Genomic DNA, 22,335 nt, shown 5'->3' on the forward strand with positions numbered 1-22,335 from the left:
GGTCAACCAGTCGGCCACTTGAGTAGATACTCGTTGTAACGTGCCAGTTCGTCGTCCTCCCCCGCGGCCAGGGCGCGGTCGGAGGCGCGGTCGGTGCGGGCCTGTTCGCGTTCGTCGCTGCGGATCCACTGGCGGACCAGGAGCAGCAGGATCGCGGCGGCGGGCAGTTCGCCGAACGCCCAGGCCAGGCCGGCGCCGAGACGCTGGTCGTCGAGCAGTGGTTGCGCCCATGCCGGGTGGACGGCGGCGTACCAGTCCAGGCCGATGATGGTGGTCGACTGCAGCAGCACGAACCCGAAGAAGGCGTGCGCGACCATGGCCAGGAAGTGCACCATCACCAGCAGCGCGGGGTGCATCCGGCGGCGGCCCGGGTCGCTGCCGATCAGCACCCAGAAGAGCAGGTATCCGGCGATCACGAAGTGCGCGATCATCGCGAGGTGGCCGAGGTGGTAACGCATCAGGGTGCCCAGTACGTCACTGAAGTAGAGGCCGTACAGGCTGGCTACGTAGATGCCGAGCGCCACCAGTGGATAGGTGAACACCCGGGCGATCCGGCTGTGCAGGATCACCAGCAGCCACTCGCGGGGGCCGCGGACACGGGGGTCGGCGGGCCGGCGCAGCGCGCGCAGGGCCAGGGTGACCGGGGCGCCCAGGACCAGCAGGATCGGCACCACCATCGACAGCACCATGTGCTGGATCATGTGCACGCTGAACAGCACGTACGCGTAGCGGGCCACGCCGAGGCAGGTGATCGCGGCGAGCAGCAGCATGCCCCCGGTCCAGGACACCGTGCGGGCCATCGGCCAGTGGTGGCCGGCTTTGCGGAGGCGTACGACACCGGTGAGGTAGGCCGCGATCCCGGCGACCGCGAGGGTCAGGATGAACATGTCGGGCAGCGGGTCGCCGAGCATCCGCAGCCCGGAGGGCGCGGCCGGGGCGGGGAAGCCGAGCAGTTCGGTCAGCGGGTCGGGTTCGACACCCTCGGTCTGTGGGGCGGGGCTGCGGGACAGGGCGACGGCCAGGCCGATCGCGGCGCCGAGCACGGCGAGTTCCCCGACGGCGAGGCGCAGGAACGCGCGCGGGTGGCCGGCTCGCAGGGCGGGCAGGCAGCGGGCGCGGTGCACGGCCCCGATCACACCGGCAAGAGCAAGGGCACCGACCTTGGCGAGTACGAGTAACCCGTACCGCGATCCGAAGAGCTCGGAGAGTCACCCAGCCGGACGGCCGCGTTGGCGGTGCCGCTGATCGCCGTCACGATGAAGCAGACCAGCGCGAGCCGGCTGTACCGGGCGACCGCCTCCGGGAACGCCTTGACCCGGCGCACCAGCAGCAGCCCGCCGAGACCGCCGATCCACAGGGTGGCGGCGAGGATGTGCAGGACCAGGCTGGACACCGCGAGCTGGTGGTCGCCGGCGCCGGAGGCGTGGCCGGTGAAGGCGGGTGGCACGATCGCGGCCAGGGCGAGGATCGCGGCGACGGCGGCCAGCCCGCGGGACAGCCCGGCCCGGCTGAGCAGCGCCACCACCAGGATCAGCCCGGCCTGCCACATCAGGGCCTGGCCCTGGGAGATGGAGAGTGTGAACCCGGCGATGGGTTGCAGTCCGAGTTCGGGAACCGGGACGCCGAGCACGTCGGAGACGCTGAACAGGATCCGCGCCACCACGACGCAGAACCAGGCGGCGGCCAGCCAGGTGGCCCGGCGCAGCAGCAGCCAGCCGTGCGCGGACACGCTCGGGCCGTCGCCGGGCAGCAGGAACGCGGCGGTCACCAGCACCCCGGCCAGCAGGATGGCGAGCAGGTCGGAGGCGGTGGTGACCACCGGCAGCGCCCACGGGGTGACCGGCCCGGCGTCCGGCAGGCCGGGGATGACGGTGGTGTCCACTCCCCCGGCGAACATGAGGGCGGGTATCAACACCACCGCGGCCGTCGCGGCGACCATCGCCGTGACCGACCGTGTTCCTGACTTCACTTTTCCACCTCTCACCGACGTAGCTCAGGGTTGTCGGTGCGGGTGAAGCCCTGATTCCCTGGACGTACGAGTTGTTACCTGGAACTCAGCGTTACGAGGGGACGGGTCAGTAATGCGAGGTTTGCGCCGATAGGGGAGAGTGCTCCGCAACCTGCGCATGCGTACCAAACTGGGCCTGCTGGTCGCCGTTCCGCTGGCCGGGCTCGTCGTCAGCACCACCGTCGGGGTCAGCGGGCTGCTGACCGCGAACGACAGCGCCCGTGAACTGCAGACGGCGGCACAACTCACCCGGACCGCGCTGGAAGCGGACATGGCCCACGACGCGATCCGCGGCGACGTGCTGCGCGCCCTGTTCTCCCGGGACGGCACCGACCGCACCGAGGGCGCCGGTGAGCTCACCGAGCACATCGCCGCGATGCGGGCCAAGCTGGACGCCCTCGACGATCCGCGGGCGCCGGCCGCCGTCCGGGCCGCCACCGAGCGGGTCACCCCCACCGTCGAGGAGTACCTGCGGATCGCGGACACCGTCGTCGACACCCCGGCGGGCAGTGCCCGGGGCGCCGCGTACCAGCAGTTCACCGCCGCTTTCACCGCAGTGGAGGAGCAGTTGCCCGCGGTCGGTGACGCCCTGGACGCGCACGCCGCCGCGACCACGACCGCCGTCGCCGAGCAGGGCCGCCGGGCGATCTGGCAGCTGGGCCTGACCGCGGGCTTCGCCGTCGTCCTGCTGCTGGGCCTGGTGACCGTGGTGTCCCGCGGCATCCTGTCGTCGCTGCGCCAGGTGTCCACCGTGCTGTCCGCGGCGGCCGGCGGTGACCTGTCGCAGCGGGCCGCCGTCACCGGCCGGGACGAGTTCGCCGACATGGGCGGGCAGGTCAACACGGTCATCGCCGGGATGCGGGAGACCATCGCGGCGCTCACCGAGTCGGCGGCGACGGTCGCGGACTCCACCGGCCGGATGACCACGGTGTCCCAGCGGATCTCCGCGGCCGCCGAACGCGCCACCGGTCACGCCGGCACCACCAGCACCGCCGCCGAGGCGGTGTCCCGCAACATCACCACCACGGCGGCCGCCAACGAACAGATGGGCGCGTCGATCACCGAGATCGCCCGCAGCACCACCGACGCCGTCCAGGTCGTCGCCGAGGCCGTCGCCATGGCCGAACAGGCCAACCAGATCATGACCCAGCTCGGGGAGTCGTCCGCCGAGATCGGTGACGTCGTCAAGGTGATCACCTCGATCGCGGAGCAGACCAACCTGCTGGCGCTGAACGCCACCATCGAGGCGGCCCGCGCCGGGGAACTCGGCAAGGGGTTCGCGGTGGTCGCGGGCGAGGTCAAGGACCTGGCCCAGGAGACGGCCACCGCCACCCGGGACATCTCCACCCGGGTCGAGGCGATCCAGGCCGGCGCCGGCGGCGCGATCCGGGCGATCAATGAGATCACCGCCGTCATCCAGCGGATCAACGACCTGCAGACGACCATCGCGTCGGCCATCGAGCAGCAGAGCGCGACAGCCGCGGAGATGACCCGCAACATGGGTGAGGCCGCCGGGCGCAGCACCGAGATCACCCGGGCCATCGGCACCGTCGCCGACGACGCGTCCACCACGGCGCAGGACGCTCAGGCCGCGCTGTCCGCCGCGCACGACCTGGCCGGCATGACGAATCAGCTTCATGCCCTGGCCGCGAAGTTCCGTACCTGATCTGCGACCATGGTCCGCGGCGCTGGTTCGCCCTGCCCGCCAGGTGGGGTGTCGTAAGAGGGAACCCGGTGGGAAACCGGGACTGCCCCGCAGCGGTGAGTGGGAACGAAAGCCGTCAAGTGAGCACTGGGCCGCTGGCCCGGGAAGCGACGGCCGGTAGGTGGCTCTTGCGGGAGCCGCGCCCACGAGTCCGAAGACCTGCCAGCGCTGTGCACACCGTCCGGTGTGCGCCGCCGGAGGTCTCTCGGGAGGACCAGGGGTGTTCAGCCTCTCCTGTCGTGATGCCGTCCGGCGTCTTCGAGGGAAAGGTTCCTGTGAGACTCCCCCTACTGGTGGTGGCACTTCTGCTGACCGCCGCATGCTCCGCCCCGGCTTCTTCGACGACCGTCACCAACGGTGAGATCGCGGTCGCGATGCAGTTCCCGCCCCGCTCCGCCTACGCCTTCGACGCCGACGACGGCGCGCTGCTCATGACGCTCGGTGTCGCCGAGACGCTGACCAGCGTGGACTCGTCCGCGCAGCCCTCCCCCGGTCTGGCCACCAAATGGGAGCAGACCGCCGATCCGAAGGTGTGGCGGTTCACCCTGCGGGACGGCGTGACATTCCACGACGGCACCCCGTTCAATGCCGACGCGGTCGTGAAGGCTCTGACCTACATCTCGACGGTTTCCGCGCCGCCGCGGGCCGTCCGGGACATCGGGCTGACCGTGCAGGCCGACGGTGCGAATGCGGTGCTGATCGGCACGGCCGAGGCCGATCCGGTGCTGCCCCTGCGGATGAGCAGCGGCAATCTGGGGATTCTGGCGCCGTCGGCCTACACCGCCGGTGCTCAGCCCTCTGTCGTTCGTACCGCAACCGGCCCCTATGTCCTGGCCACCGTCAACGGCGCGGACTCGGCCGTGCTGGAGCGCAACGACGACTACTGGGGTGACAAACCCGCCGCGTCGAAAGTGACGGTGCGTTACGTCACCGACCCGCAGAGCCGGGCTCTCGCGCTGCAGTCCGGGGACGTGCAGTTCGCCGAGGGCCTGCCGCACGCCGCCACCGCGCAGGTCGAGTCGGCCGGCGGCCGGGTGACCGCCTATCCCGCCGCCCGCACGGTCGAGTTGCTCCTCAACCAGAGCGCCACACCCTTCAACGACTTGCGGGTACGCCAGGCAGTGACCGCCGCCATCGACCGCCCCACCCTCGCCGCGCAGGTCCTGCAAGGCGCCGCGACACCTGCCGCCGACCTGTTCGGCACCGCCGTCCCGTGGGGTGCACAGGCCCCGCCCGCCGGAGCCGACCAGGCCAAAGCCAAAGAACTACTCGCCCAGGCCGGGTACGGACCGGAAAAACCGCTGACCGTCCGCCTGTGGACGTTCCCGAACCGCCCCGAGATGCCCGTTCTGGCCACCGCCGTCCAGGCGATGCTCGGTGAGGCCGGGATCAAGGTCGAGGTGACCGTCGGTGACTACTCGGCACAGGAGCCGAAGGTGCTCGCCGGGGACTTCGACATGTTCCTGAACTCGCGCAGCTACCTGTCCGACTTCGCCGACGCCGCCAGCGTCCTCACCTCGGACTACACCTGCAAGGGCAGCTACAACATCGACCACTTCTGCTCGCCCGAGTTCGACACCCTGGTCGGGACGCTGGCCACCACCAGTGACGTCACCGCCCGGCAGAAGGTCTTCACCCAGGCCGCCGGCATCCTCAACGACCAGGCCGTCGGCGTGATGATCGTGCACCCGAACAACACCGCCGGCTCCCGCGGCGTCACCGGTTTTGTCCCCGACCCGCTCGGTGTCCGGCCGGTCCTGCCGCAGCTGAAGCCCGCCGGGTGATCCTGCCGCTGATACGACGGCTGGCGCTGCTGCCGTTCGGGTTGCTCGCCGCGTCGGTCCTGGTGTTCGCGTTGCCGCGCCTCACCGGGGCCGACACGGTCCGGACCGTGCTGCGCGCCCGGACCGCCTCGGCCGTGCCGGACGCCGCCGCCGAGGCCCGGGTGGCCGCCGAGTTCGGGCTCGACGGGTCGGTGGTCGAGCAGTACCTGCGCTGGCTCGGCGCCGCCGTGCGCGGGGACTTCGGGCTGTCGTTCGTCACCCGTACCCCGGTCGGTGGTCAGGTCGGGTCGGCCCTGGCCGTGTCCGCGCTGATCACCGTGCTGGCGCTGCTGCTGGCGCTGCTCGCCGGGGTGCCCGCCGGGGTCTACGCGGCGTCCCGGCGCGGCCGGTTCTTCGACCGTCTTGTCACCGGGACCGGGATCGCCGGGGTGTCGGTGCCGGAGTTCGTGCTCGCCCCGGTGCTGGTCCTGGTGCTGTCGGTGCACGCCGGGGCGTTCCCGGCGATCGGCTGGGGCACCCCTGCGCACCTGGTGCTGCCGGTGCTGACCCTGGCCGTCTACCCGGCCGCGCTCACCGCCCAGCTGGTCCGCGCCGAGACCGTGACCGCGCTGCGGCGGCCGCACGTGCTGACCGCCCGCGCCAAAGGGCTGTCGTCCGGGCCGGTGCTGTGGCGGCACGGTGCCCGGCTGGCCACCACGTCGGTGCTGTCGCTGTCCGGGATGTTCGTGGCCGGGCTGATCGGCGGGTCGGTGGTGGTCGAGGTGGTGTTCGGCATCCCCGGGCTGGGGCGGCTGCTCTACGACGCGGTGCTGGCCCAGGATCTGCCGATCGTGCAGGCTGGAACCCTGGCCGTGATCGGGGTGGCCCTGCTCGCCGGGGTGTTGTCCGAGATCGCACAGTTGTCCCTGGACCCGGTGGCCCGCCGGTGAAACGCCTTCTCGCCGCGGCGGGTGCCGGCGTCCTGCTGGTCGTCGCCGCTTCGGTGCTTCCGGATCCGCTGGCCGCCGACTATGCCGCCATCCTCGCGCCGCCGTCGCCGGCTCACCCGCTGGGCACCGACCAGCTGGGCCGCGACGTCGCCGCCCGTCTGCTGGCCGGCGCCCGCCTGACCCTCGGCCTGACCGTGGCGACCCTGCTGGTCACCTCGGTCACCGGAACCGTCGCCGGCATGACCGCCGCCATGATCGGCGGACCGCTGGGCCGGACCGTACCCCGGATCGCGGACCTGCTGGCCGCCCTGCCCACCATCCTGGTCGGCCTGATCGCCGCCGCCGTCCTCGGCCCCGGCCTGCCGTCGATCCTGGCCGCGGTGTGCGCGGTCGGCTGGACCCCGTTCGCCCGCCAGGCCTACCACCTGACGATCGCCGAGAAGACCCGCGAGTACGTGATCGCCGCCCGCTCCCTGGGCGCCGGCCCGGTCCACGTCATCGTCCGCGAGATCGCCCCCAACATCGGCGGCCCGCTCTTCGCCCACCTGCTGCTGCGATTCGCCGGCACGCTGCTGACGGTCTCCGGCCTGTCCTTCCTCGGCCTGGGCGTGCAACCCCCGGACCCGGAGTGGGGCGCCATGGTCGCCGAGGGCCGCAACCACCTGTTCGACGCCCCCCACCTGGTCCTGGCCCCGGCCGCCGCCGTGGTCCTGACCGCGACGCTGGCCGTCGTCGCCTCGTCTAGCTGGCGAACGCGCGGGCGAGGATCTCGTCGATGACCGTGCACTTGGCCATCCCGTAACCGTCGTCGCCCAGCTCGCGGGCCAGGCGGCGCTTGGTGTCGGTATACAGGTCGCGGTCCTCGGGGTGGGTTCGCATCCAGTCCCGCAGCACCCGGTGGCGGATCGGTTCGGCGGCGCCCACCGGCCAGACGTGCAGGTGGAAGTCCTCGGCGGGGTCGATCAGCATCCGGTGGCCGAACCACCACGGCTCCCGCAGGATCAGGATCCAGCCGGCCCGCTCCAGGTCCGGCAGGTAGGCGGGCTCGTCGTCGGAGGACACGACGGTCAGGTCGATGTCGATGATCGGCTTGGCGGCCAGACCCGGCACCGACGTCGACCCCACGTGCTCCAGGCCGGCGATCCGGTCCCCGAGAATCCCGCGCAACTCGGCGGCGACGGTGCCGAACCGGGCCGCCCACGCCGGGTCGTAGTCCTCCAGCACGACCGGCCGCCACCCGTTCAGTGGTTCCCGGACCAGCGAAGTGGCGTTCTGCTCCGGTGTCCCCAGCTGACGGTGCAGCACTTCCGGCGGGTACTCGCCCATGACCGACCTCCACAGTAGAAGCAAAGTCCGCCAGAATACGTCACGGCGCAGTGCAACCTCAGCCCTTTTCCATCCGTCTTCGAGGCGTGAGAGACGACAAAGAGAACAGCTTTCACGAGCTCGTGGCTCGTCGGCGGCCCGGCATGCTGCGTACCGCGGTGCTGCTCGCCGCCGGTGACTCGCATCTGGCGGAGGACCTGGTGCAGGCCACTCTCACCAAGTTGTACGTCAACTGGTCGGCGTTCCAGCGGGCCCGTAACCCCGACGCCTACATCCGCCGCGCGCTGGTGAACGCGCTGATCGACGAGCGCCGCCGGGTGTGGCGGCACCGGGAGAAGCCGGTCGCCGAGTTGCCGGATCAGCCGGTGGCCGAGTCCGGCGCGGATCCGGCCGGTCAAGCGGTCCGGCAGGCGCTGCGGGAGTTGCCGCCGCGGATGCGGGCCGCGGTCGTCTTCCGGTACTTCTACGACCTGGACGTGGCGGAGACAGCGCACGCCCTCAAATGTTCGGAGGGCAACGTGAAGAGCCAGACCGCCCGCGGGCTGGACCGCTTACGCGACGCGCTGACCGCCCTCTCCCCTGTTGAGGAAAACCTTCCCGAAGGAGCTAGATCATGACGGATCTCCGTGGTCATCTCGAGGACATCGCCGGGCCGGTGACACCTGTCGCGCCCGGCCAGATCGAAGCCGACGTGCTGCGTGGCCGCCGCGCGACCCGGCAGCGCCGGTCGATGCAGGCGGTGGTGGGTTCGCTGTTCGGTGTGGCGGCGCTGACGGCCGTGTTCACGATCCCGTCCGGTGGTGTCGGCGCCGGACCGCAGGGCCCGACGGCGGCCGCCCCACCCGCGGTGGTGACGGCGGTGGACCTGGTGGCGTACCAGGGCGCCCAGCCGAAGGGTTTCACCGTCGACAAGGTGCCGGCCGGCTGGTTCATCCAGTCCGACGACAACTATTCGCTGACGCTGGCGCCGGAGAAGGTGCGTAACCCCGGCCCGGACGTGGACCCGTCGGCGCAGCCGGAGTACGACCCGGCGAACTTCGTCGGCAAGATCGGCATCTTCCTGGAGTCCCGCGACCAGAGCGGGCCCGGCCGCGACGGCATCGACCTCACCGTCGGTGACGGCACCGGAGTCCTGGTCAAGCATCTGCCCCCGATGATCCCCGGTCAGCCCGACGGCGACCCGAACGGCGACTACGGATGGTCGCTGTGGGTGCCGCAGCCGTCCGGGATCTGGCTGATCGTGCAGTTCCCGGAGCGCCTCGACATGTCCCGGGAGCAGATGGCCGAGCTGGCCGCGGGCGTGCACGTGCACCGGAACGCGTCCCAGGGCGCCGGGTGACCCGCACGGCGCCACCCTCGGCAGCGGGTGGCGCCGTCACCGGTGTCAGTACCCGAAGATCATCTTGTACGCGACCTCGGGCAGGAACTGGCCGGCGCTGGAGCCGCCGCCGACACCGCAGTTGCCGTCGGACTCCCCCGGCGTCTTGAGCCACAGCAGCATCTCCGCGCCGCCGCCGAGCTGGGTCGGTGTCCCGAGCCGGCGGCCGGCCGGGTTGCACCACTGGCCGTTGGAGCCGTTGCCGTTGCGGCTGGTGTCGATCACGAACGGTTTGGTGTACCCGTACCGCTGCAGCTCGGCGGCGATCCGGTTGCCGTGGCCGCTGTTCTCGCCGGTGGTGTAGTAGTTGGAGACGTTCAGGGCGAAGCCGCGCGCGTTCGCCACCCCGGCCGTGTTCAGGCGCTGCGCCATCGTCGGCGCGTCGATCCAGCCGGGGTTGCCCGCGTCCAGGTAGGCCCAGGTGTTCGGCGCCTTGGCCCGGAACTGGTTCACCGCGCGGGACAGCATGCCGACCCGTTCGTTGATCCGGTTCTGGTCCATGCAGTTGAAGTCGCCCAGGGCGTCCGGTTCGAGGACCACCACGGCGGGCCGGTTGCCGATCGCGGCGGCGAACGACGAGATCCACGCGTCGTACGCCGCGACGCTGCCCGCCCCGCCACCGGAGTGCCCGCCGCAGGCGTCCCGGCCGGGCAGGTTGTACGCCACCAGCAGCGGAAGTTTGTCGGCCGCGTCGGCGGCGCCGACGTATCCACCGACCGCGCCGCCGATGTCACCGCTCCAGTTGCCGAACCAGCTGGCCATCGGCTTCTGCGCGATCGAGGCCCGGATCGCGGCGGCCCGGCCGTCACCGGGGTTGGCGGCGGCCCACTGCGCCGGGCTGGAGTAGGGGTTGACGTAGAAGCCGCTGGTCTGGCTGACCGGGTCGGCGTGTGCGGCGGGCGCGCCCAGCAGGACCGCGGGGACGGTCAGGGCCAGGGCGGCGAGCACGCGGGACAGGACGGGATGTCGCATGGGGATCTCCTGAGCGTCGGGGTGGCCGGCGGTGGGGATGCCACCGGCTGGAAGCGCTTCCAGGAAGGTTCTGTTGCGTTGACGTCCATGTGATGCTCGTCAATACCCGCGAGGTTGTCAAGCGAACTGGAACCGCTCCCAGCCCATCGCTGAAACTCGATACGATGAGGTCCGGACAGGAAGGGACGGCATCGCGATGACGGCAACGGCGCCCCGGCGGCAACCCACACTCGACGAGGTCGCGGCCCGGGCCGGGGTGTCCCGCTCGGCGGCGTCCCGGGTCATCAACCAGGCCCCGCACGTCAGCCACGCCACCCGGGAAGCCGTCGAGAAAGCGGTCAAGGAGATGGGCTACCGGCCCAACCGGACCGCCCGCGCCCTGGCCACCCGGCAGACCGGGATCGTCGCGCTGGTCATCTCGCACGACGATCCCGGCCTGTTCGCCGATCCGTTCTTCGCCCAGGTCATCGTCGGGGTCTCGGCCGTCCTGGAGGAGACCGACCTGCACCTGGCGCTCTGCCTGGCCAGCTCGGAACGGGGGCGGGCCCGGCTGACCGGGCTGCTGCACGCGCGCGGTGTCGACGGCATCATGCTGATGGCCCTGGACGGCGACGATCCGCTGACCGGCATCGCCGAGGAGACCGGGCTGCCGACGGTCCACGGCGGGCGGCCGCTGGACAGCGAACCGAAGTGGTTCGTCGACTCGGACAATCTCGGCGGGGCCCGGCTCGCCACCGAGCACCTGCTCGGCCTGGGCCGGACCCGGATTGTCACCATCACCGGGCCGATGACCGCCCGGGTCGGCGCCTCCCGGCTCCGCGGTTACCAGGAGGCGCTGATCATGGCCGGGCTCAGCCCGTACGGCACGGTCGAGGCCGACTTCACCGAGGCCGGCGGCGCGGCGGCGATGACCACGCTGCTGGCCCGCCGGCCCGACCTCGACGCGGTGTTCGCGGCCAGCGACAAGATAGCCGCCGGGGCGATCCGGGTGCTGAACGAGGCGGGCCGGGCCGTACCGGAGGATGTCGCGGTGGTGGGGTTCGACGACCTGGACGTGGCCGAGCGGACCGATCCACCGCTGACCACCGTCCACCAGCCGATCCAGGCGCTGGGGCGGGAGATGACCCGGATGCTGCTCGCGCTGATCGCCGGGCGCGAGCCCACCGCGCTCATCCTGCCGACCCGGCTGGTGCGGCGCGGGTCGGCTTGAAACCCGTTCAGGCCTTCGGCAGGTACGGGTAGTCGGTGTAGCCCTCGGCGCCGCCGCCGTAGAACAGGTCCGCGCGCACCTCGTTCTCCGGGTGCCCGCCCTGCCAGCGCGCCACCAGGTCGGGGTTGGCGATGGCCGCCCGGCCCACCGCGACGGCGTCGATGAACGGCGACCGCAGCAGCTCGGACGCCTCCTCGACGGTGGTGACGGTGCTGAAGCCGCTGTTGAAGACGACCTTGCCGCCGAACCGCCGCTGGAGTTCCACGGCCAGGTCACCGGCCGGTTCGCCGTGCAGCAGCGACAGGTAGGCCAGGCCGAGCGGCTTCAGCTGGTCCAGCAGCGTGCCGTAGGTGGCGAGCACGTCGTCGCGGTCGGGCTCGAACGCGTCCTGACGCTCGTGCTGCGGGGAGATCCGCACACCGACCCGGCCGGCGCCGACCGCCTCGGCGACCGCGGTCACCACCTCGACGACGAAGCGGGCCCGGTTCTGCGGGGAGCCGCCGTACTCGTCGGTGCGGTGGTTCGAGCCGGGCGCCAGGAACTGGTTGAGCAGGTAACCGTTGGCGGCGTGGATCTCCACCCCGTCCAGGCCGGCGTCGATCGCCCGGCGGGCCGCCGCGACGTGGTCGGCGACCGAGGCCCGGATCTCCTCGGCGGTCATCGCCTCCGGCACGGCGAACGGCACCTTGGCGGCGCCGGTGTACAGCTCGCCCTCGATGGCGATCGCGCTGGGGGCCATCACCCGGCGGCCGCCGTTGAGGTCGGGGTGGCTGGTCCGGCCGCCGTGCATGATCTGCACGACGATCTTCCCGCCGTCGGCGTGCACCGCGTCGGCGACCCGGCGCCAGCCCTCGGCCTGCTCGTCCGAGGCGATACCCGGCTGACCCGCGTACGACTGGGAGTCGAAGCTCGGGTAGGTGCCCTCGGTGATGATCAGCCCGAGGCCGGCCCGCTGTCGGTAGTGCTCGGTGATCAGGTCACCCGGAATGCCCGCCGCGCCGGAACGCATCCGGGTCAGTGGGGCCATGACGACCCGGTTGGCCAGTTCGATCGCCCCGAGGGTGACCGGCTGGAACAAAGTCTCGGCGGTGGTGGTCGTAGTCATGGCGACGTCCCTGCTTCGTTGGTCGGACGCCGTACGGGTTCTCGTGCGGCTTCCGAACCGTACCGCATGTACGCGCAAACGCGTACATGATGTGATCGGCGGTACTCTGGAGCCATGGCGAGCCGCACCCCGACCCCGCTCACGCACCCGGACATCGACGACATCGACCTGCTCACGGTGCTGAGCGCGCTCGCCGACCCGGTCCGGCTCGGCATCGTGGTGAAACTCGTCGGCCGCCCGGGGCTGACCTGCGGCGGCTTCTACCCCGACGTCACGGCGTCGGTGCTGACCCGCCACTTCCGGGTGCTGCGCGAGGCTGGGGTGATCCGCCAGGAGGATTCCGGCGTACGCCGCGAGAACACCCTGCGTAAGGCCGACCTGGACGCACGCTTCCCCGGCCTGATCGACATCATCGTGAAGGAAGCGGCCGACGGCGCGATCCCCCGGCTACCGCACTGACCGCTTTTCCTCAGTGGCCGCCTTCATCGCCTGAGCACGCAGTCGCCGCAGGTGCCGCCGCCGGGGATCCGGTAGTAGAGGCAGCAGTTGTTGCGGGCCAGGTACCAGCGGGCCCGCGCCGGATCGGGCCGGTTCAGGGTGGCCATACCCCGCAGCGGCGGCAGGTCGAGGGCCTGCCCGACCAGCCGTGCGGCCGGTTCGGCGGCGTCCGGCAGGGTGTCGGCGATCATGCCGGCCGCGCCACCGAGCGCGGAGGCGACGTTGCCCCACAGGACCTGGGGTGACAGGCGGTACCGCTCGCGGAAGACGTCCAGGACCGGCTCGACGACGCCCCGGATCGCGGTCGTGGTGAATCGTTCAGCGGTGCCGGGTTCACTGTCGAGGTCGCGCCAGGCGATCGGAATCGGTCCACCTTGAACCGGCCGCCACCACAGCCGGTCCAGGTCGGCGATCGGCAGGACACCGGTGGTGGCGACCGCCCCGACCAGTGGCGACAGCAGCCGGGATGCCAGTCCGAGAAAGATGATCGACGCGGTGACCCGTTCGTCGATGGCGTCGAGGTCCAGCCCGCCGAGTGCGGCAAGGGTCCGCCGCCCGATCCGGACCCGTTCGCCGATCACGTCCCCGTCGCGCAGATCCCGCAGCGGCCGCCACTCACCGTCACCGTCGTAGGGTTCCCAGACGAAGTACGGCCCGAGTTCCGCCGCCGCCCGCAGAGCCGCTCCACTGTCCCGGCTGCTCATCCGGCGACCACGGCGGTGACCGCCGCCATCGCGTCAGCGAGGTCGGGGCACGTCCGGCCGAGTCCGGCCTCGACGACAACCGTCCCCCCGGCCGCTGTTTCGATGCCGGCCGTCGCCGGGCCGGGGGCGTCGCTCCAGAACACCAGCACCGCGGGGCAGGCCCGGGTGATCGCGGCGGCGATCACGGCACTGTCCAGGCCGGCACCGAGATGCGCGGAGGCGATGCCGCGTTCGGCCAGGGCCGCGGCGAGCGCGTCGAGAGCTGCCACGTCCCGCCCGTCATCGGCGGCCACCAACATCACCTGCACCGGCGTGCCCGCCGGCGGTCGCGGAACAGCGGCGAGAACCTCACCGAGCGAACGGGCCAGCAACCGCCGGGCAATGACCTTCCGCGTCTCCGGACAGCGGGCGCGGTCGATGTGCTGGAATGCGGGCCCGGCCACGGCATGCCAGGTTCGCACGACTCCCCGGCCGGCCACCGCACGGCTGACGGCCTCCCGCAGGCCGAGCACATCCATCCGCCGGGCGGCGCGAGCCAGTCCACGGGCTTCGGCGTCACTTCCCGGATCGTCGCAGGGTCGTTCGGCCGCCCGGACAGCGCTCTCCCGGCGGGCGCGCCGGGCGGCTTCCGCCGCGGGCACTCCACGGGTGGTGAGCTGCGCCATCATCGTCAGCCGGGCGATGTCGTGCGGGGTGTACCGCCGGTGGCGGCCCGATTCGTGTTCGCTGGGCCCCAGCCCGTACCGCTGGTGCCAGGTTCGCAAGGTGGTGGTGGCGACACCGAGCCGCCGGGCGAGACTCCCGGCGCTGAGCGGCTCGTCGACCGTCGTCTGCATCTTCTCTCCCACCGCCGACCCGCCCTCGAGGTCACCGACAACACCGCACCAGTTTCGACACGGGCACTGGCAGGTATCCGGACTCGCGGACCACCCGGCCCACTCACCGTTGCGGGGCAGTCCCGGTCTCCCACCGGGTTCCCTCTTACGTCACCCCACCCGACGGGAAGGGCGAACCAGCTGCCGGTCCATATTACCGGTTACCCCCTACCTGCCGCCGTTCGCCGCTTTCGACACCACGCCCACCCCCATGATCAGGGCGCCGGTGATCTGGTCCGGCGCCCCGGGATCAGGGACCATACGGTGTGAACTCCGACGTGCTGCTCGAACTACGCGCGGCGCGACGCGCCCCCGGCCCGGGACGGCGTGAAGCATTGACCGCGTTGGCGAACCTCGGCGGCTGGGACGCATTGGACCCCGTCGATCAGCGCGCGATGGCCCGGCTGATCGAGGTCAAGGCACTGACCGAGAAACCCGGACCGATGCACCTGTGCGGCTCCTGGTACGCCGTCCCGGCAGCGGTCGGCCGGCAGGCGGTGCTGGACGCGTTCGAGCTGGCCGACGCCCGACCGGTGACGATGCGCCTGGGCGCGTCGGCGTGGAACAACGACCGCCACAACTGGGATCTCGGCGATCACGGCGCCTGCTCCCGTATGTACATCACGCCGGCGCTGGACGGCTGGACACTGGTCTTCGGCACCGTGCCGACGGTGGCGCACCTCCAGAGCGAGGCAGCGTTCCGGGAAGCGGTCCGGGCCCACTGTGCCGAGTTGAGCGGCAGGTTCGGGGTGACCCAGTGGTACGGTGCGAGCTGCGGCGACGGCTGGACCGCGTGGTGCCTGGCCGAGGACGGACGGGTCACCGACCGATACGACATCCTCGAACCCGAACCGCCCGAAAATGATCACGAGCCGGTGATCCGTTACTACGACGACCTCGTCGCCCGGACCGCCCCACCGACGACCACACGCTTCGAGCAGCTCCACATCGAAGGCTTCGGCGCGCCCACCATCGTCCGGCGAAACCGCTCCTTACGCGGTGACGAGAGACATGCCACCGAGGTGGCGGCCGGCCTCTCGATCAATCCCGCCGCCCTCGGCCCGCACCACACCGTCACCGGCCGCGCTCTGCTGGCCCTGACCAGCTGTGGAATCGGCCGGCCGAGCACACCGGGTGCACTCGCATGTTGAGCGAGGGCGAGCACTGGTCAAGCTGGGTGCGGCAGTGGGCGACCGACATCGACACGGCCACGAGAGACATGACGGCGACGTTCGAGGCGACCTATGGCTACCCCGCCGGTGTCAACGAGGTGCGGTGGGCGACCGCGGACGACCGCACCGACGCCGGGCCCCTGGCGCCGATGGCCGGTTTCTATCAGGTGGTCGCCGAGGTGAGCCTGCCGGATGTCGGCAACGGCATCTTCATCCACAGTGCGCAGAGTGCCCTCGCGCAGACGGAGGATCCGCACGGGCCGGTGATCGGTTCCACCGGCGGCGGCACGCAGTTCGTCCTGGATCGGGACGGTCGTGTGCACAGGTCGGTCGGCGCGTCCCTGGACGGCGACTTCGTGCCGGTCGCGGACTCGGTCGAGCAGTTCCTGTCCCGGCTGCGCCACGCGGTCACCGAGTTCGTCCGCCACAACCGGATCGTGGATCTCGACAACGGGTGACGTCCCGGCCCGGAATCCCGGGCCGGGAGCACGTGGATCACACGGTTCGGCGGCTGCGGATCGCGCCGATGAGCACGTCGGCGGCCAGGAATACGAGCAGCGGGATGCCGAGCAGGGGCAGGGCCCAGGCGATGGCGAAGACCAGCGGGACGCCGGCGACGATGCCCCACGTCGGGAGTTGCTGCCAGGCTCCGCGGGTGGGTGGGGCTCCGGCCAGGGCGCGGCGGTCGGTGCGGGTGGGGCGGCGCTGCCACCACATGCGGTAGCCCCAGATGATCAGGGTGATCACGCCGATGGCGAGCAGGGCGAGGACGATCTGGTTGACCGGGCCGAAGAGCAGACCCATGTGCGCCTGTACGCCCCACGAGGTGAGTTTCGCCAGCAGTGGCCAGTCGGCGAAGTCGACCCGGTCGGTGATCTGCCCGGAGGCGTCGACGGCGACGCTGTCGAAACGTACCGGCCAGCGGTTGTCGGTCTGGGTGACGGTCCAGGCGCTGGCGGTGTCGGCGGGCGGGGTGATCTGCACCGGCCCGTCGAGTCCGGCCTGGCGGGCGCCGGTCAGGGCGGTGTCGTAGGCGGCCGGGTCGGCGACGACCGGGGTCGGGGCGCCGGCGCTGTGGTGTCCGCCGGTGGGCGCGTCGACGGAGGTGGTGACGTAGGGGCGGTTGCCGCGCATGGCGTCGAGGGCGGCGCTGAAGTTGGCGCCGGCGTAGGTGGACCAGGTCAGGCCGGTCGCGGACAGGATCAGCAGGCCGAGGGTGAGCCAGATGCCGGTGGCGGCGTGCCAGCTGCGGCTGCGGCGCACGCCCTTCTTCGCGGACAGTTCCGGGGTGATCATGCGGCGCAGGGCGCGCTGGCGCCGCCACCAGAGGATCACGCCGCCGAGGGCGAGGACCCACAGCCAGCTGGCGGCGAACTCGGAGTACATCTCGCCGCCCGCGCCCAGGTGCAGATCGCGGTGGAAGGTGTCGAGCCAGGTGTTCAGCGGGGTCGCCGTCCACCAGGTGGTCAACTGCCCGGTCACTTCGCTGGTGTACGGGTCGACGTACACCGTATGCACGAGTTCCGACTCGGGCGTCAGGTCGGGTGAGCTGAAGTCGACCTGGGTGGTGGCATCGCCCTCACCGACCCGCACCCCGATCAGGTCGCCGTCGGGGTGACTCGCGCGTGCCGCCGCGATCTGGGCGGCCACCGGCGCGACCGTGTCGCCGGGGCTGTCGACGACCAGCTCACTGCTGTAGACGATCTTCTCGAGCGTCGGGACCAGGGTGAACATGAACCCGGTCGACGCCGCGACCAGGATGAACGGCGCGACCAGGATCCCGGCGAAGAAGTGCAACCGCAGTAACAGCGGCCCGAACCCGCGAGCGCTGGGCGGACGTCGCGGCGCGGGCGGGGCGACAAGCGCGGGCTCGCTGACTTCGGGGATGATCGCCATCGGCTGTCCTCTGGGGGTATCGGCGTCCGAGTGACCTCCGCCACGTCGAGGAGGTCAGAGCGGTAGTCGCCCCACCGCACCGAAAAGTTCCCAGCGATCTGTCAGAAAGTGCTGAGTGCCCTCCGAACGGCGGGATCGTCCGGTCCGGTGCCGTAACGGTGCTGGTAGACGGCGAGGACCATGTCCCGGACCGAGGCCCCGTCGGGTTCCAGACCGGCGGCGATCAGCCGTAGAGGGTGCGGATGACCGCCCGGCTGGGTCGGACTGTAGTCGCGCACCGGCAGCAGCTCGGCACCGAGCCGCTGGTAGAACACGATCCGCCGCCGCCGGATCGCCTCCTCATCGGGGTCGATGCCGGTCTCGTCGGGGTCTTCGACGTCCAGCAGGATCCGGGTGTGACCGGCTGCCTGCTCGTGTGCGCAGAGCAGCCGCCACATCTGCGAGCCCAGGCCGCTCCCCCGCTGCCCGACGGCGAAGTAGCGCAGGAACACCCAGCCGGTCGGCCCGAGTCGCCGGGTCACCGTGAACCCGGCGGGCCGCCCGTCCACGACCAGCGCCAGCATGTCGTCGGCGAGCAGGTCGTCCAGTGGCGCCCGCAGCTCGGCCGGGAACGCGTCGAGATAGATGTCCTCGGTGGCCGTCAGCAGGGCCTGGTCGAGGTCCGCTGCCGGGATCAGTTCCACCGCCACTGCCCTCCGATCATCGTGCGCAGCACCTGGATCTGCCCGATGCTGCCGGTGTCCACGCTGGTCGGGTCGTCGGCGAGGACCGCGAGGTCGGCGAGTTTGCCGACCGTCAGCGATCCGGTGACGTGCTCGCGGTGCGAGGCGAACGCCGACCCCAGTGTGTAGGCCCGCAGCGCCTCCCGTGGCGTGATCTGCTCGTGCCGGCTGAACGGCTGCCCGGAGGCGGTGGTCCGGTCGACCATCGCCTGGATGCCGAGCAGCGGCGCGCCGATCGTGACCGGCCGGTCAGAGCTGCCGGGCAGGACCATGCCGGCGTCCAGCAGCGACCGCAGCCGGTAGGCGTCCCCGGCCCGCTGCGGCCCGAGGGCGGCGAGCATCCCGTCGCCGATCTCCGGCACGAACCGAGCCTGCGGCACCCCGATCACGCCCAGGCGCACGGCGCGTTCCACCTGGTCGTGGCGGGCGACCCCGAAGTGTTCGATGCGGTGCCGGGCGTCGGGACGGGGCAGTTCACGCTGGGCCCGCTCGTAGGCGTCCAGGGCCAGGTCGATCGCCGCGTCCCCGATGGCGTGTGCGGCCACCCGCCAGCCGCTGCGGTGCGCCCTCACGATCGTCGCGGTCAGCGCGTCCGCGTCGCCCTGCAGATAGCCGGACCCGGGCCGGTCGGCGTAGTCGTGGCAGAGCGCGGCGGTGTGCCCGATCAGCGACCCGTCGGTGAACACCTTGACCGGGCCGATGCGCAGCCAGTCGTCGCCGAACCCGGTACGGATCCCGAGGTCCAGCCCGAGCGACAGCCCGTCGTCGGCGTGCCCGGTCAGCGGGTGCAGCGCGTCGGCGGCGACCATCAGCTCGGTCCGCACCCGCAGCCGGCCCTGGTCGCGGGCGGCCTGGTAGGCGGCCAGCTCGACCGGGCTCTTGCCGATCCAGCCGCCGCCGATCCCGGCCTCCGTGACGCTGGTGATGCCCTCGGCCAGATAGCGCTGCCCGGCCCGGTCGATGGCGTCGGTCAGCTCGTGCAGCGGGTACGGCAGGACCAGCTCGTTGACCAGATTCTGCGCCTGCTCCTGCAGCAGCCCGGTGGGCCGTCCGGTGTCGTCGAGCACGACCAGGCCACCGTCGACGTCACGGCCGCGCTCGTCGAGGCCGAGCATCCGCAGCACCGCCGAGTTGACCACGCACATGTGACCGGAGACGTGCCGGAGCCAGGCCGGGCGGCCGGGGGCGATCCGGTCCAGGTCGTCGCGGGTCGGGTGGCGGCCGATCTTGTTCTCGTCGTAGCCGCTGCCGACCAGCCAGCGCCCCTCCGGCACATCCGCCCCGGTCAGGGCCGCCAGCACCGCGTCCATGCTGTCCAGGCGCAGGTCGACCTCGGCGAGGGACAACCCGTACCAGGCCATGTGGTTGTGGGCGTCGTGGAACCCGGGGACCACCGTCGCACCGCCCAGGTCCACGGTCTCGCGGGCGGGCACCTCCTCCAGGGCGACGATCCGCCCGTTCAGGATCGACAGCGCCGTGGTGTCGGGGCCGTCCATGGTGAGGAAACGGGCGTTGGTGAGCAGCAGATCGGCGGTGATCACGCGGTCAGCTCCTGGAAGACGGTGCGGTACCAGTCCGACCACGGGGCCGGGCGGCCGGTCGACGGGTCCACCTTGACGATCACCCGGTGGCCGGTGGCGCGGACCGGATCGGTGCCGCAGCTGAACCCGTACGTCGCGCTGGTCGTTCCGATCTTCAGCCCGGTCAGCGTGACCGGCATCGGGCCCGGCTCGGACACCGGGGCCAGGAACTCCACGTGCAGCTCCCGGACCACGTAGTGCAGGTCGGCGACCCGGGCCGCGGGCGCGGCGGCCCCGCCGGTGAGCTGCTCGAACAGCGCCGTCTGGGCCCGCTCGACGTGCACCGCGAACCGGGCGTTGTGCAGATGCCCGTTCGGGTCCAGCTCGTCGAAGAACACCGGGCTGTCGTAGGTGAAGCTCATGACAGCAGATTCTTTGCGACGCGTTCGGACGAGGTCATCGGGAGGTCGGCGCGGAACTCCCAGTAGCGGGGCACCTTGAACCGGGCGAGCCGTTCGCCGCACCACTCCCGCAGATCGGTTTCGGGCACGTCGCCGACGATGAACGCCTTGACCTCCTCGCCGCGCATCTCGTCGGGGACGCCGACGACCGCGGCCAGGCGCACGCCCGGATGGTCCATCAGCACCCGCTCGACCTCGACAGCGGCGATGTTCTCCCCGCTGCGGCGGATCATGTCCTTGATCCGGCCGATCAGGTAGACGCGGCCCTGCTCGTCGAGCCGGGCCAGGTCACCGGTGGGGAACCAGCCGTCCCGCCACGGCGCCGGGTGCCCGAGGTAGCCGTCGAACATGCCGGGGCCCCGCAGCAGCAGCTCACCGGCATCGTCGACGCGGATCTCCCGGTGCGCGGCAGGGCGGCCCAGGCAACCCGTGCCGACCAGCTCGTCGTGCTCCTGCGCCCCGACCCGGATGTCGGCGCCGGTCTCGGTCATGCCGAACGCCTCGAACCAGGGGGTACCCCAGCGTGCTTCGAGTTCGGCGTGTCGGGTCGGCGGGATCGCGGAGCACTGCACCACACGCACCGCATGATCACGATCCTGGGGGTGGGGCGGGTTGGTCAACAGCAGGTTGGGCATCGCGCCGAGGCAGTAGAAGTAGGTCACCCGGTGGCGGCGCACGTCGGCCCAGAACGTCGAGGGGTGGAAACCGTCCAGGACCACCAGCTCGGCGCCGGCGATCAGGGCGGCCACCACGTTCCACTGCGGGTCGACGTAGCTGAACGGCTGCGCGGTCAGCATCACGTCGGTGTCGGTCAGGTGCGGGAACTCCTGCACCAGGCTGGAAGCCATGGTCACCCAGTAGCGATGCGACAGCAGACAGCCCTTGGGGGCGCCGGTGGTGCCGGAGGTGTACTGCACGTTGACGATCGCGGCCGGATCGACCGGCTGCTGATCGAAACCGGGCTCGGGTTTCAGGGCTTCGAGACTGTCCTCGGTGATCAACAGGGCCGCTTGCGAGTCGGTGAGCAGGTGCTCGGTGTCGGCGCTGCGGTACTTCATGTTGACCGGCACGAGTGCCGCCCCGAGCCGGGCCAGAGCGAGCCAGAGCAGGGGGAACTCAGCCCGGTTCGGCAGCATCACGGCCACCCGGTCGCCCGGTTCGACCCCCTTGTCACGCAACGCCTGGGCATAGCCGGCACTCAACTCGGAGATCTCGGCGAACGTCAGCGTCTGCCCCGGGTCGAATCGCCACGCCGCCCTGGTCGGCCACCGCGAAGCCGCCCGCTCCACCAGGCTGATCAGGTCAGTCATGAGCGAACTCCTGGCGCGGCGCGGCGTTCTCCCCGGTCAGACTGGTGATCAGCGCGTGATCCACCTCGACGGCGAGGGCCTGCTCCAGCGTCGAGTCGGTGCCCAGATCGAGCACCCGCTTGGCCAACTGCAGGGCCGCCCGTGGCCGCTCGACCAGTTTCACAGCCAGTTCGCCTGCCAGGGCCTCGTGCTCCCCCGCCGGGGCCACCCAGCCGATCATGCCGATCTCCTTCGCCTCGGGCGCGTGCACCCGCTCGCCGAAGAGCAGCAGCTCACGGGCCTTGGCCAGGCCGACCAGATGGGGCAGCAGCCGGGACACCCCGCCGGTGACGCTGAACCCGACGCCCACCTCGGGGAACCCGAACGCGGCCGGCTCGTCGGCCACCACCAGATCGCAGGCCAGCGCGAACTCGAGGCCCGCGCCCAGGGCGTAACCGTGCACCGCGGCGATCACCACGCCCGGATGGTTGCGGATCCGGCGGGTCACCTCCTGAATGCGCTCCAGCCGGGCCCGGGTCTGTGGCAGCGTCTCGACCGGCACCGGCTCCTTCAGGTCGGCGCCGGAGCAGAACGCCCGCCCCCGGCCGGCCAGCACCACGACCGGAGCGTCGTCGGCGCGAGCGCGGTCCAGAGCGGCCAACAGGTCCTCCACCAGGGCGGGGACGACAGCGTTGAGCCGGCCCGGCCGATTCAGATGAATGCGGGCGACACCGTTGAGGAACTCGTAATCCACGACCACCGGTCCACCATAACCGCACCC

Annotated in this window: 23 protein-coding genes, 1 pseudogene and 2 riboswitches; of the genes and pseudogenes, 10 read left to right on the plus strand and 14 right to left on the minus strand. The window is 71.5% G+C overall.

Going from position 1 to position 22,335, the window contains the following annotated elements:
• Window positions 1–2: 2 nt before the first annotated feature.
• From Aco03nite_RS53540 to Aco03nite_RS53550, 3 genes and pseudogenes are all read right to left on the minus strand, one after another.
• Window positions 3–911, minus strand: a complete 909-nt coding sequence (locus Aco03nite_RS53540) for a cytochrome c oxidase assembly protein (protein ID WP_307837670.1) — start codon at window positions 909–911, stop codon at window positions 3–5.
• 156 nt (window positions 912–1,067) lie between these two features.
• A pseudogene (locus Aco03nite_RS53545) lies at window positions 1,068–1,145 on the minus strand (hypothetical protein); the annotation flags it as partial.
• Window positions 1,133–1,939 (minus strand): CopD family protein, encoded by an 807-nt coding sequence (locus Aco03nite_RS53550; RefSeq protein ID WP_507762615.1) that lies wholly within the window; start codon window positions 1,937–1,939, stop codon window positions 1,133–1,135. The pseudogene Aco03nite_RS53545 and the gene Aco03nite_RS53550, both read right to left, overlap by 13 nt.
• Before the next feature lie 187 nt (window positions 1,940–2,126).
• On the opposite strand from Aco03nite_RS53550, the gene Aco03nite_RS38525 reads away from it, so the two are divergent.
• The 4 genes from Aco03nite_RS38525 (at window position 2,127) to Aco03nite_RS38540 (ending at window position 7,205) form a co-directional block, all read left to right on the plus strand.
• Complete coding sequence (locus Aco03nite_RS38525) at window positions 2,127–3,674, plus strand: methyl-accepting chemotaxis protein (protein ID WP_203805381.1); 1,548 nt, start codon at window positions 2,127–2,129, stop codon at window positions 3,672–3,674.
• A 6-nt stretch (window positions 3,675–3,680) separates the two neighbouring features.
• Window positions 3,681–3,894: riboswitch (cobalamin riboswitch) on the plus strand.
• A gap of 94 nt (window positions 3,895–3,988) precedes the next feature.
• A complete protein-coding gene (locus tag Aco03nite_RS38530; protein ID WP_203805383.1) occupies window positions 3,989–5,497 on the plus strand; it encodes an ABC transporter substrate-binding protein in 1,509 nt (502 codons plus the stop codon).
• The gene (locus tag Aco03nite_RS38535; protein ID WP_203805385.1) at window positions 5,494–6,426 is read left to right on the plus strand and encodes an ABC transporter permease; all 933 of its coding nucleotides are present in this window, start codon (window positions 5,494–5,496) and stop codon (window positions 6,424–6,426) included. Before Aco03nite_RS38530 ends, Aco03nite_RS38535 begins: the two co-directional genes overlap by 4 nt.
• Window positions 6,423–7,205 carry an ABC transporter permease gene (locus Aco03nite_RS38540; RefSeq protein WP_203805387.1) on the plus strand — a complete coding sequence of 261 codons (783 nt, stop codon included), beginning with the start codon at window positions 6,423–6,425 and terminating at the stop codon, window positions 7,203–7,205. The genes Aco03nite_RS38535 and Aco03nite_RS38540 overlap by 4 nt, the downstream gene beginning before the upstream one ends.
• Here the strand turns inward: Aco03nite_RS38540 and Aco03nite_RS38545 are convergent.
• Entirely contained in the window at window positions 7,168–7,752 is a 585-nt protein-coding gene (locus Aco03nite_RS38545) for a GrpB family protein (protein WP_203805389.1), read from the minus strand. The two genes, Aco03nite_RS38540 and Aco03nite_RS38545, sit on opposite strands and share 38 nt — an antisense overlap.
• A gap of 86 nt (window positions 7,753–7,838) precedes the next feature.
• On the opposite strand from Aco03nite_RS38545, the gene Aco03nite_RS38550 reads away from it, so the two are divergent.
• Window positions 7,839–8,369 (plus strand): SigE family RNA polymerase sigma factor, encoded by a 531-nt coding sequence (locus Aco03nite_RS38550; protein WP_203805391.1) that lies wholly within the window; start codon window positions 7,839–7,841, stop codon window positions 8,367–8,369.
• Window positions 8,366–9,091, plus strand: a complete 726-nt coding sequence (locus tag Aco03nite_RS38555) for a hypothetical protein (RefSeq protein ID WP_203805393.1) — start codon at window positions 8,366–8,368, stop codon at window positions 9,089–9,091. Before Aco03nite_RS38550 ends, Aco03nite_RS38555 begins: the two co-directional genes overlap by 4 nt.
• A 45-nt stretch (window positions 9,092–9,136) precedes the next feature.
• Here the strand turns inward: Aco03nite_RS38555 and Aco03nite_RS38560 are convergent, their stop codons facing one another.
• Window positions 9,137–10,102, minus strand: coding sequence for a glycoside hydrolase family 6 protein (locus Aco03nite_RS38560; protein WP_203805395.1), 966 nt, complete (start codon window positions 10,100–10,102; stop codon window positions 9,137–9,139).
• A gap of 196 nt (window positions 10,103–10,298) precedes the next feature.
• On the opposite strand from Aco03nite_RS38560, the gene Aco03nite_RS38565 reads away from it, so the two are divergent.
• Window positions 10,299–11,312, plus strand: coding sequence for a LacI family DNA-binding transcriptional regulator (locus Aco03nite_RS38565; protein WP_203805397.1), 1,014 nt, complete (start codon window positions 10,299–10,301; stop codon window positions 11,310–11,312).
• A gap of 7 nt (window positions 11,313–11,319) precedes the next feature.
• On the opposite strand, the gene Aco03nite_RS38570 is transcribed toward Aco03nite_RS38565, so the two are convergent.
• Window positions 11,320–12,417, minus strand: a complete 1,098-nt coding sequence (locus tag Aco03nite_RS38570) for an alkene reductase (RefSeq protein ID WP_203805399.1) — start codon at window positions 12,415–12,417, stop codon at window positions 11,320–11,322.
• Between the two features lie 114 nt (window positions 12,418–12,531).
• Here Aco03nite_RS38570 and Aco03nite_RS38575 point away from each other — a divergent pair, with 114 nt between their 5' ends.
• Window positions 12,532–12,876, plus strand: coding sequence for an ArsR/SmtB family transcription factor (locus tag Aco03nite_RS38575; RefSeq protein ID WP_203805401.1), 345 nt, complete (start codon window positions 12,532–12,534; stop codon window positions 12,874–12,876).
• A 23-nt stretch (window positions 12,877–12,899) separates the two neighbouring features.
• Here the strand turns inward: Aco03nite_RS38575 and Aco03nite_RS38580 are convergent, their stop codons facing one another.
• Entirely contained in the window at window positions 12,900–13,619 is a 720-nt protein-coding gene (locus Aco03nite_RS38580; protein WP_203805403.1) for a (2Fe-2S)-binding protein, read from the minus strand.
• The gene (locus tag Aco03nite_RS38585; protein WP_203805405.1) at window positions 13,616–14,455 is read right to left on the minus strand and encodes a MerR family transcriptional regulator; all 840 of its coding nucleotides are present in this window, start codon (window positions 14,453–14,455) and stop codon (window positions 13,616–13,618) included. The genes Aco03nite_RS38580 and Aco03nite_RS38585 overlap by 4 nt, the downstream gene beginning before the upstream one ends.
• Window positions 14,456–14,506: 51 nt before the next feature.
• A riboswitch (cobalamin riboswitch) is annotated at window positions 14,507–14,651 on the minus strand.
• Window positions 14,652–14,760: 109 nt separating this feature from the next.
• On the opposite strand from Aco03nite_RS38585, the gene Aco03nite_RS38590 reads away from it, so the two are divergent.
• Both Aco03nite_RS38590 and Aco03nite_RS38595 read left to right on the plus strand, forming a co-directional pair.
• Window positions 14,761–15,645, plus strand: a complete 885-nt coding sequence (locus tag Aco03nite_RS38590) for a hypothetical protein (RefSeq protein WP_203805407.1) — start codon at window positions 14,761–14,763, stop codon at window positions 15,643–15,645.
• Window positions 15,639–16,124, plus strand: a complete 486-nt coding sequence (locus Aco03nite_RS38595) for a hypothetical protein (RefSeq protein WP_203805409.1) — start codon at window positions 15,639–15,641, stop codon at window positions 16,122–16,124. The genes Aco03nite_RS38590 and Aco03nite_RS38595 overlap by 7 nt, the downstream gene beginning before the upstream one ends.
• Before the next feature lie 37 nt (window positions 16,125–16,161).
• Here the strand turns inward: Aco03nite_RS38595 and Aco03nite_RS38600 are convergent, their stop codons facing one another.
• The 6 genes from Aco03nite_RS38600 to Aco03nite_RS38625 all read right to left on the minus strand — a co-directional run bounded on the left by Aco03nite_RS38600 (window position 16,162) and on the right by Aco03nite_RS38625 (window position 22,314).
• Window positions 16,162–17,562 carry a PepSY-associated TM helix domain-containing protein gene (locus Aco03nite_RS38600; RefSeq protein ID WP_203805411.1) on the minus strand — a complete coding sequence of 467 codons (1,401 nt, stop codon included), beginning with the start codon at window positions 17,560–17,562 and terminating at the stop codon, window positions 16,162–16,164.
• A 101-nt stretch (window positions 17,563–17,663) separates the two neighbouring features.
• Complete coding sequence (locus tag Aco03nite_RS38605) at window positions 17,664–18,245, minus strand: GNAT family N-acetyltransferase (protein ID WP_203805413.1); 582 nt, start codon at window positions 18,243–18,245, stop codon at window positions 17,664–17,666.
• On the minus strand, window positions 18,236–19,825 hold the full coding sequence (locus Aco03nite_RS38610; RefSeq protein ID WP_239145786.1) for an amidohydrolase: 1,590 nt from the start codon (window positions 19,823–19,825) through the stop codon (window positions 18,236–18,238). Before Aco03nite_RS38610 ends, Aco03nite_RS38605 begins: the two co-directional genes overlap by 10 nt.
• Window positions 19,822–20,226 carry an acyl-CoA thioesterase gene (locus Aco03nite_RS38615; protein ID WP_203805415.1) on the minus strand — a complete coding sequence of 135 codons (405 nt, stop codon included), beginning with the start codon at window positions 20,224–20,226 and terminating at the stop codon, window positions 19,822–19,824. Before Aco03nite_RS38615 ends, Aco03nite_RS38610 begins: the two co-directional genes overlap by 4 nt.
• Complete coding sequence (locus tag Aco03nite_RS38620) at window positions 20,223–21,575, minus strand: AMP-binding protein (RefSeq protein ID WP_203805417.1); 1,353 nt, start codon at window positions 21,573–21,575, stop codon at window positions 20,223–20,225. Before Aco03nite_RS38620 ends, Aco03nite_RS38615 begins: the two co-directional genes overlap by 4 nt.
• On the minus strand, window positions 21,568–22,314 hold the full coding sequence (locus Aco03nite_RS38625; RefSeq protein ID WP_239145787.1) for an enoyl-CoA hydratase/isomerase family protein: 747 nt from the start codon (window positions 22,312–22,314) through the stop codon (window positions 21,568–21,570). Before Aco03nite_RS38625 ends, Aco03nite_RS38620 begins: the two co-directional genes overlap by 8 nt.
• Between the last annotated feature and the right edge of the window lie 21 nt (window positions 22,315–22,335).

The organism is Actinoplanes couchii (assembly GCF_016862075.1).
Classification (GTDB): domain Bacteria; phylum Actinomycetota; class Actinomycetes; order Mycobacteriales; family Micromonosporaceae; genus Actinoplanes; species Actinoplanes couchii.

Coding starts and splice junctions, on each gene's coding strand:
- Aco03nite_RS38565 (WP_203805397.1), top strand. CDS start 10,299: ATGACGGCAACGGCGCCCCGGCGGCAACCCACACTCGACGAGGTCGCG.
- Aco03nite_RS38555 (WP_203805393.1), top strand. CDS start 8,366: ATGACGGATCTCCGTGGTCATCTCGAGGACATCGCCGGGCCGGTGACA.
- Aco03nite_RS38525 (WP_203805381.1), top strand. CDS start 2,127: ATGCGTACCAAACTGGGCCTGCTGGTCGCCGTTCCGCTGGCCGGGCTC.
- Aco03nite_RS38570 (WP_203805399.1), bottom strand. CDS start 12,417: ATGACTACGACCACCACCGCCGAGACTTTGTTCCAGCCGGTCACCCTC.
- Aco03nite_RS38585 (WP_203805405.1), bottom strand. CDS start 14,455: ATGCAGACGACGGTCGACGAGCCGCTCAGCGCCGGGAGTCTCGCCCGG.
- Aco03nite_RS38560 (WP_203805395.1), bottom strand. CDS start 10,102: ATGCGACATCCCGTCCTGTCCCGCGTGCTCGCCGCCCTGGCCCTGACC.
- Aco03nite_RS38545 (WP_203805389.1), bottom strand. CDS start 7,752: ATGGGCGAGTACCCGCCGGAAGTGCTGCACCGTCAGCTGGGGACACCG.
- Aco03nite_RS38595 (WP_203805409.1), top strand. CDS start 15,639: ATGTTGAGCGAGGGCGAGCACTGGTCAAGCTGGGTGCGGCAGTGGGCG.
- Aco03nite_RS38615 (WP_203805415.1), bottom strand. CDS start 20,226: ATGAGCTTCACCTACGACAGCCCGGTGTTCTTCGACGAGCTGGACCCG.
- Aco03nite_RS53550 (WP_507762615.1), bottom strand. CDS start 1,939: ATGGTCGCCGCGACGGCCGCGGTGGTGTTGATACCCGCCCTCATGTTC.
- Aco03nite_RS38575 (WP_203805401.1), top strand. CDS start 12,532: ATGGCGAGCCGCACCCCGACCCCGCTCACGCACCCGGACATCGACGAC.
- Aco03nite_RS38600 (WP_203805411.1), bottom strand. CDS start 17,562: ATGGCGATCATCCCCGAAGTCAGCGAGCCCGCGCTTGTCGCCCCGCCC.
- Aco03nite_RS38620 (WP_203805417.1), bottom strand. CDS start 21,575: ATGACTGACCTGATCAGCCTGGTGGAGCGGGCGGCTTCGCGGTGGCCG.
- Aco03nite_RS53540 (WP_307837670.1), bottom strand. CDS start 911: ATGCTCGGCGACCCGCTGCCCGACATGTTCATCCTGACCCTCGCGGTC.
- Aco03nite_RS38580 (WP_203805403.1), bottom strand. CDS start 13,619: ATGAGCAGCCGGGACAGTGGAGCGGCTCTGCGGGCGGCGGCGGAACTC.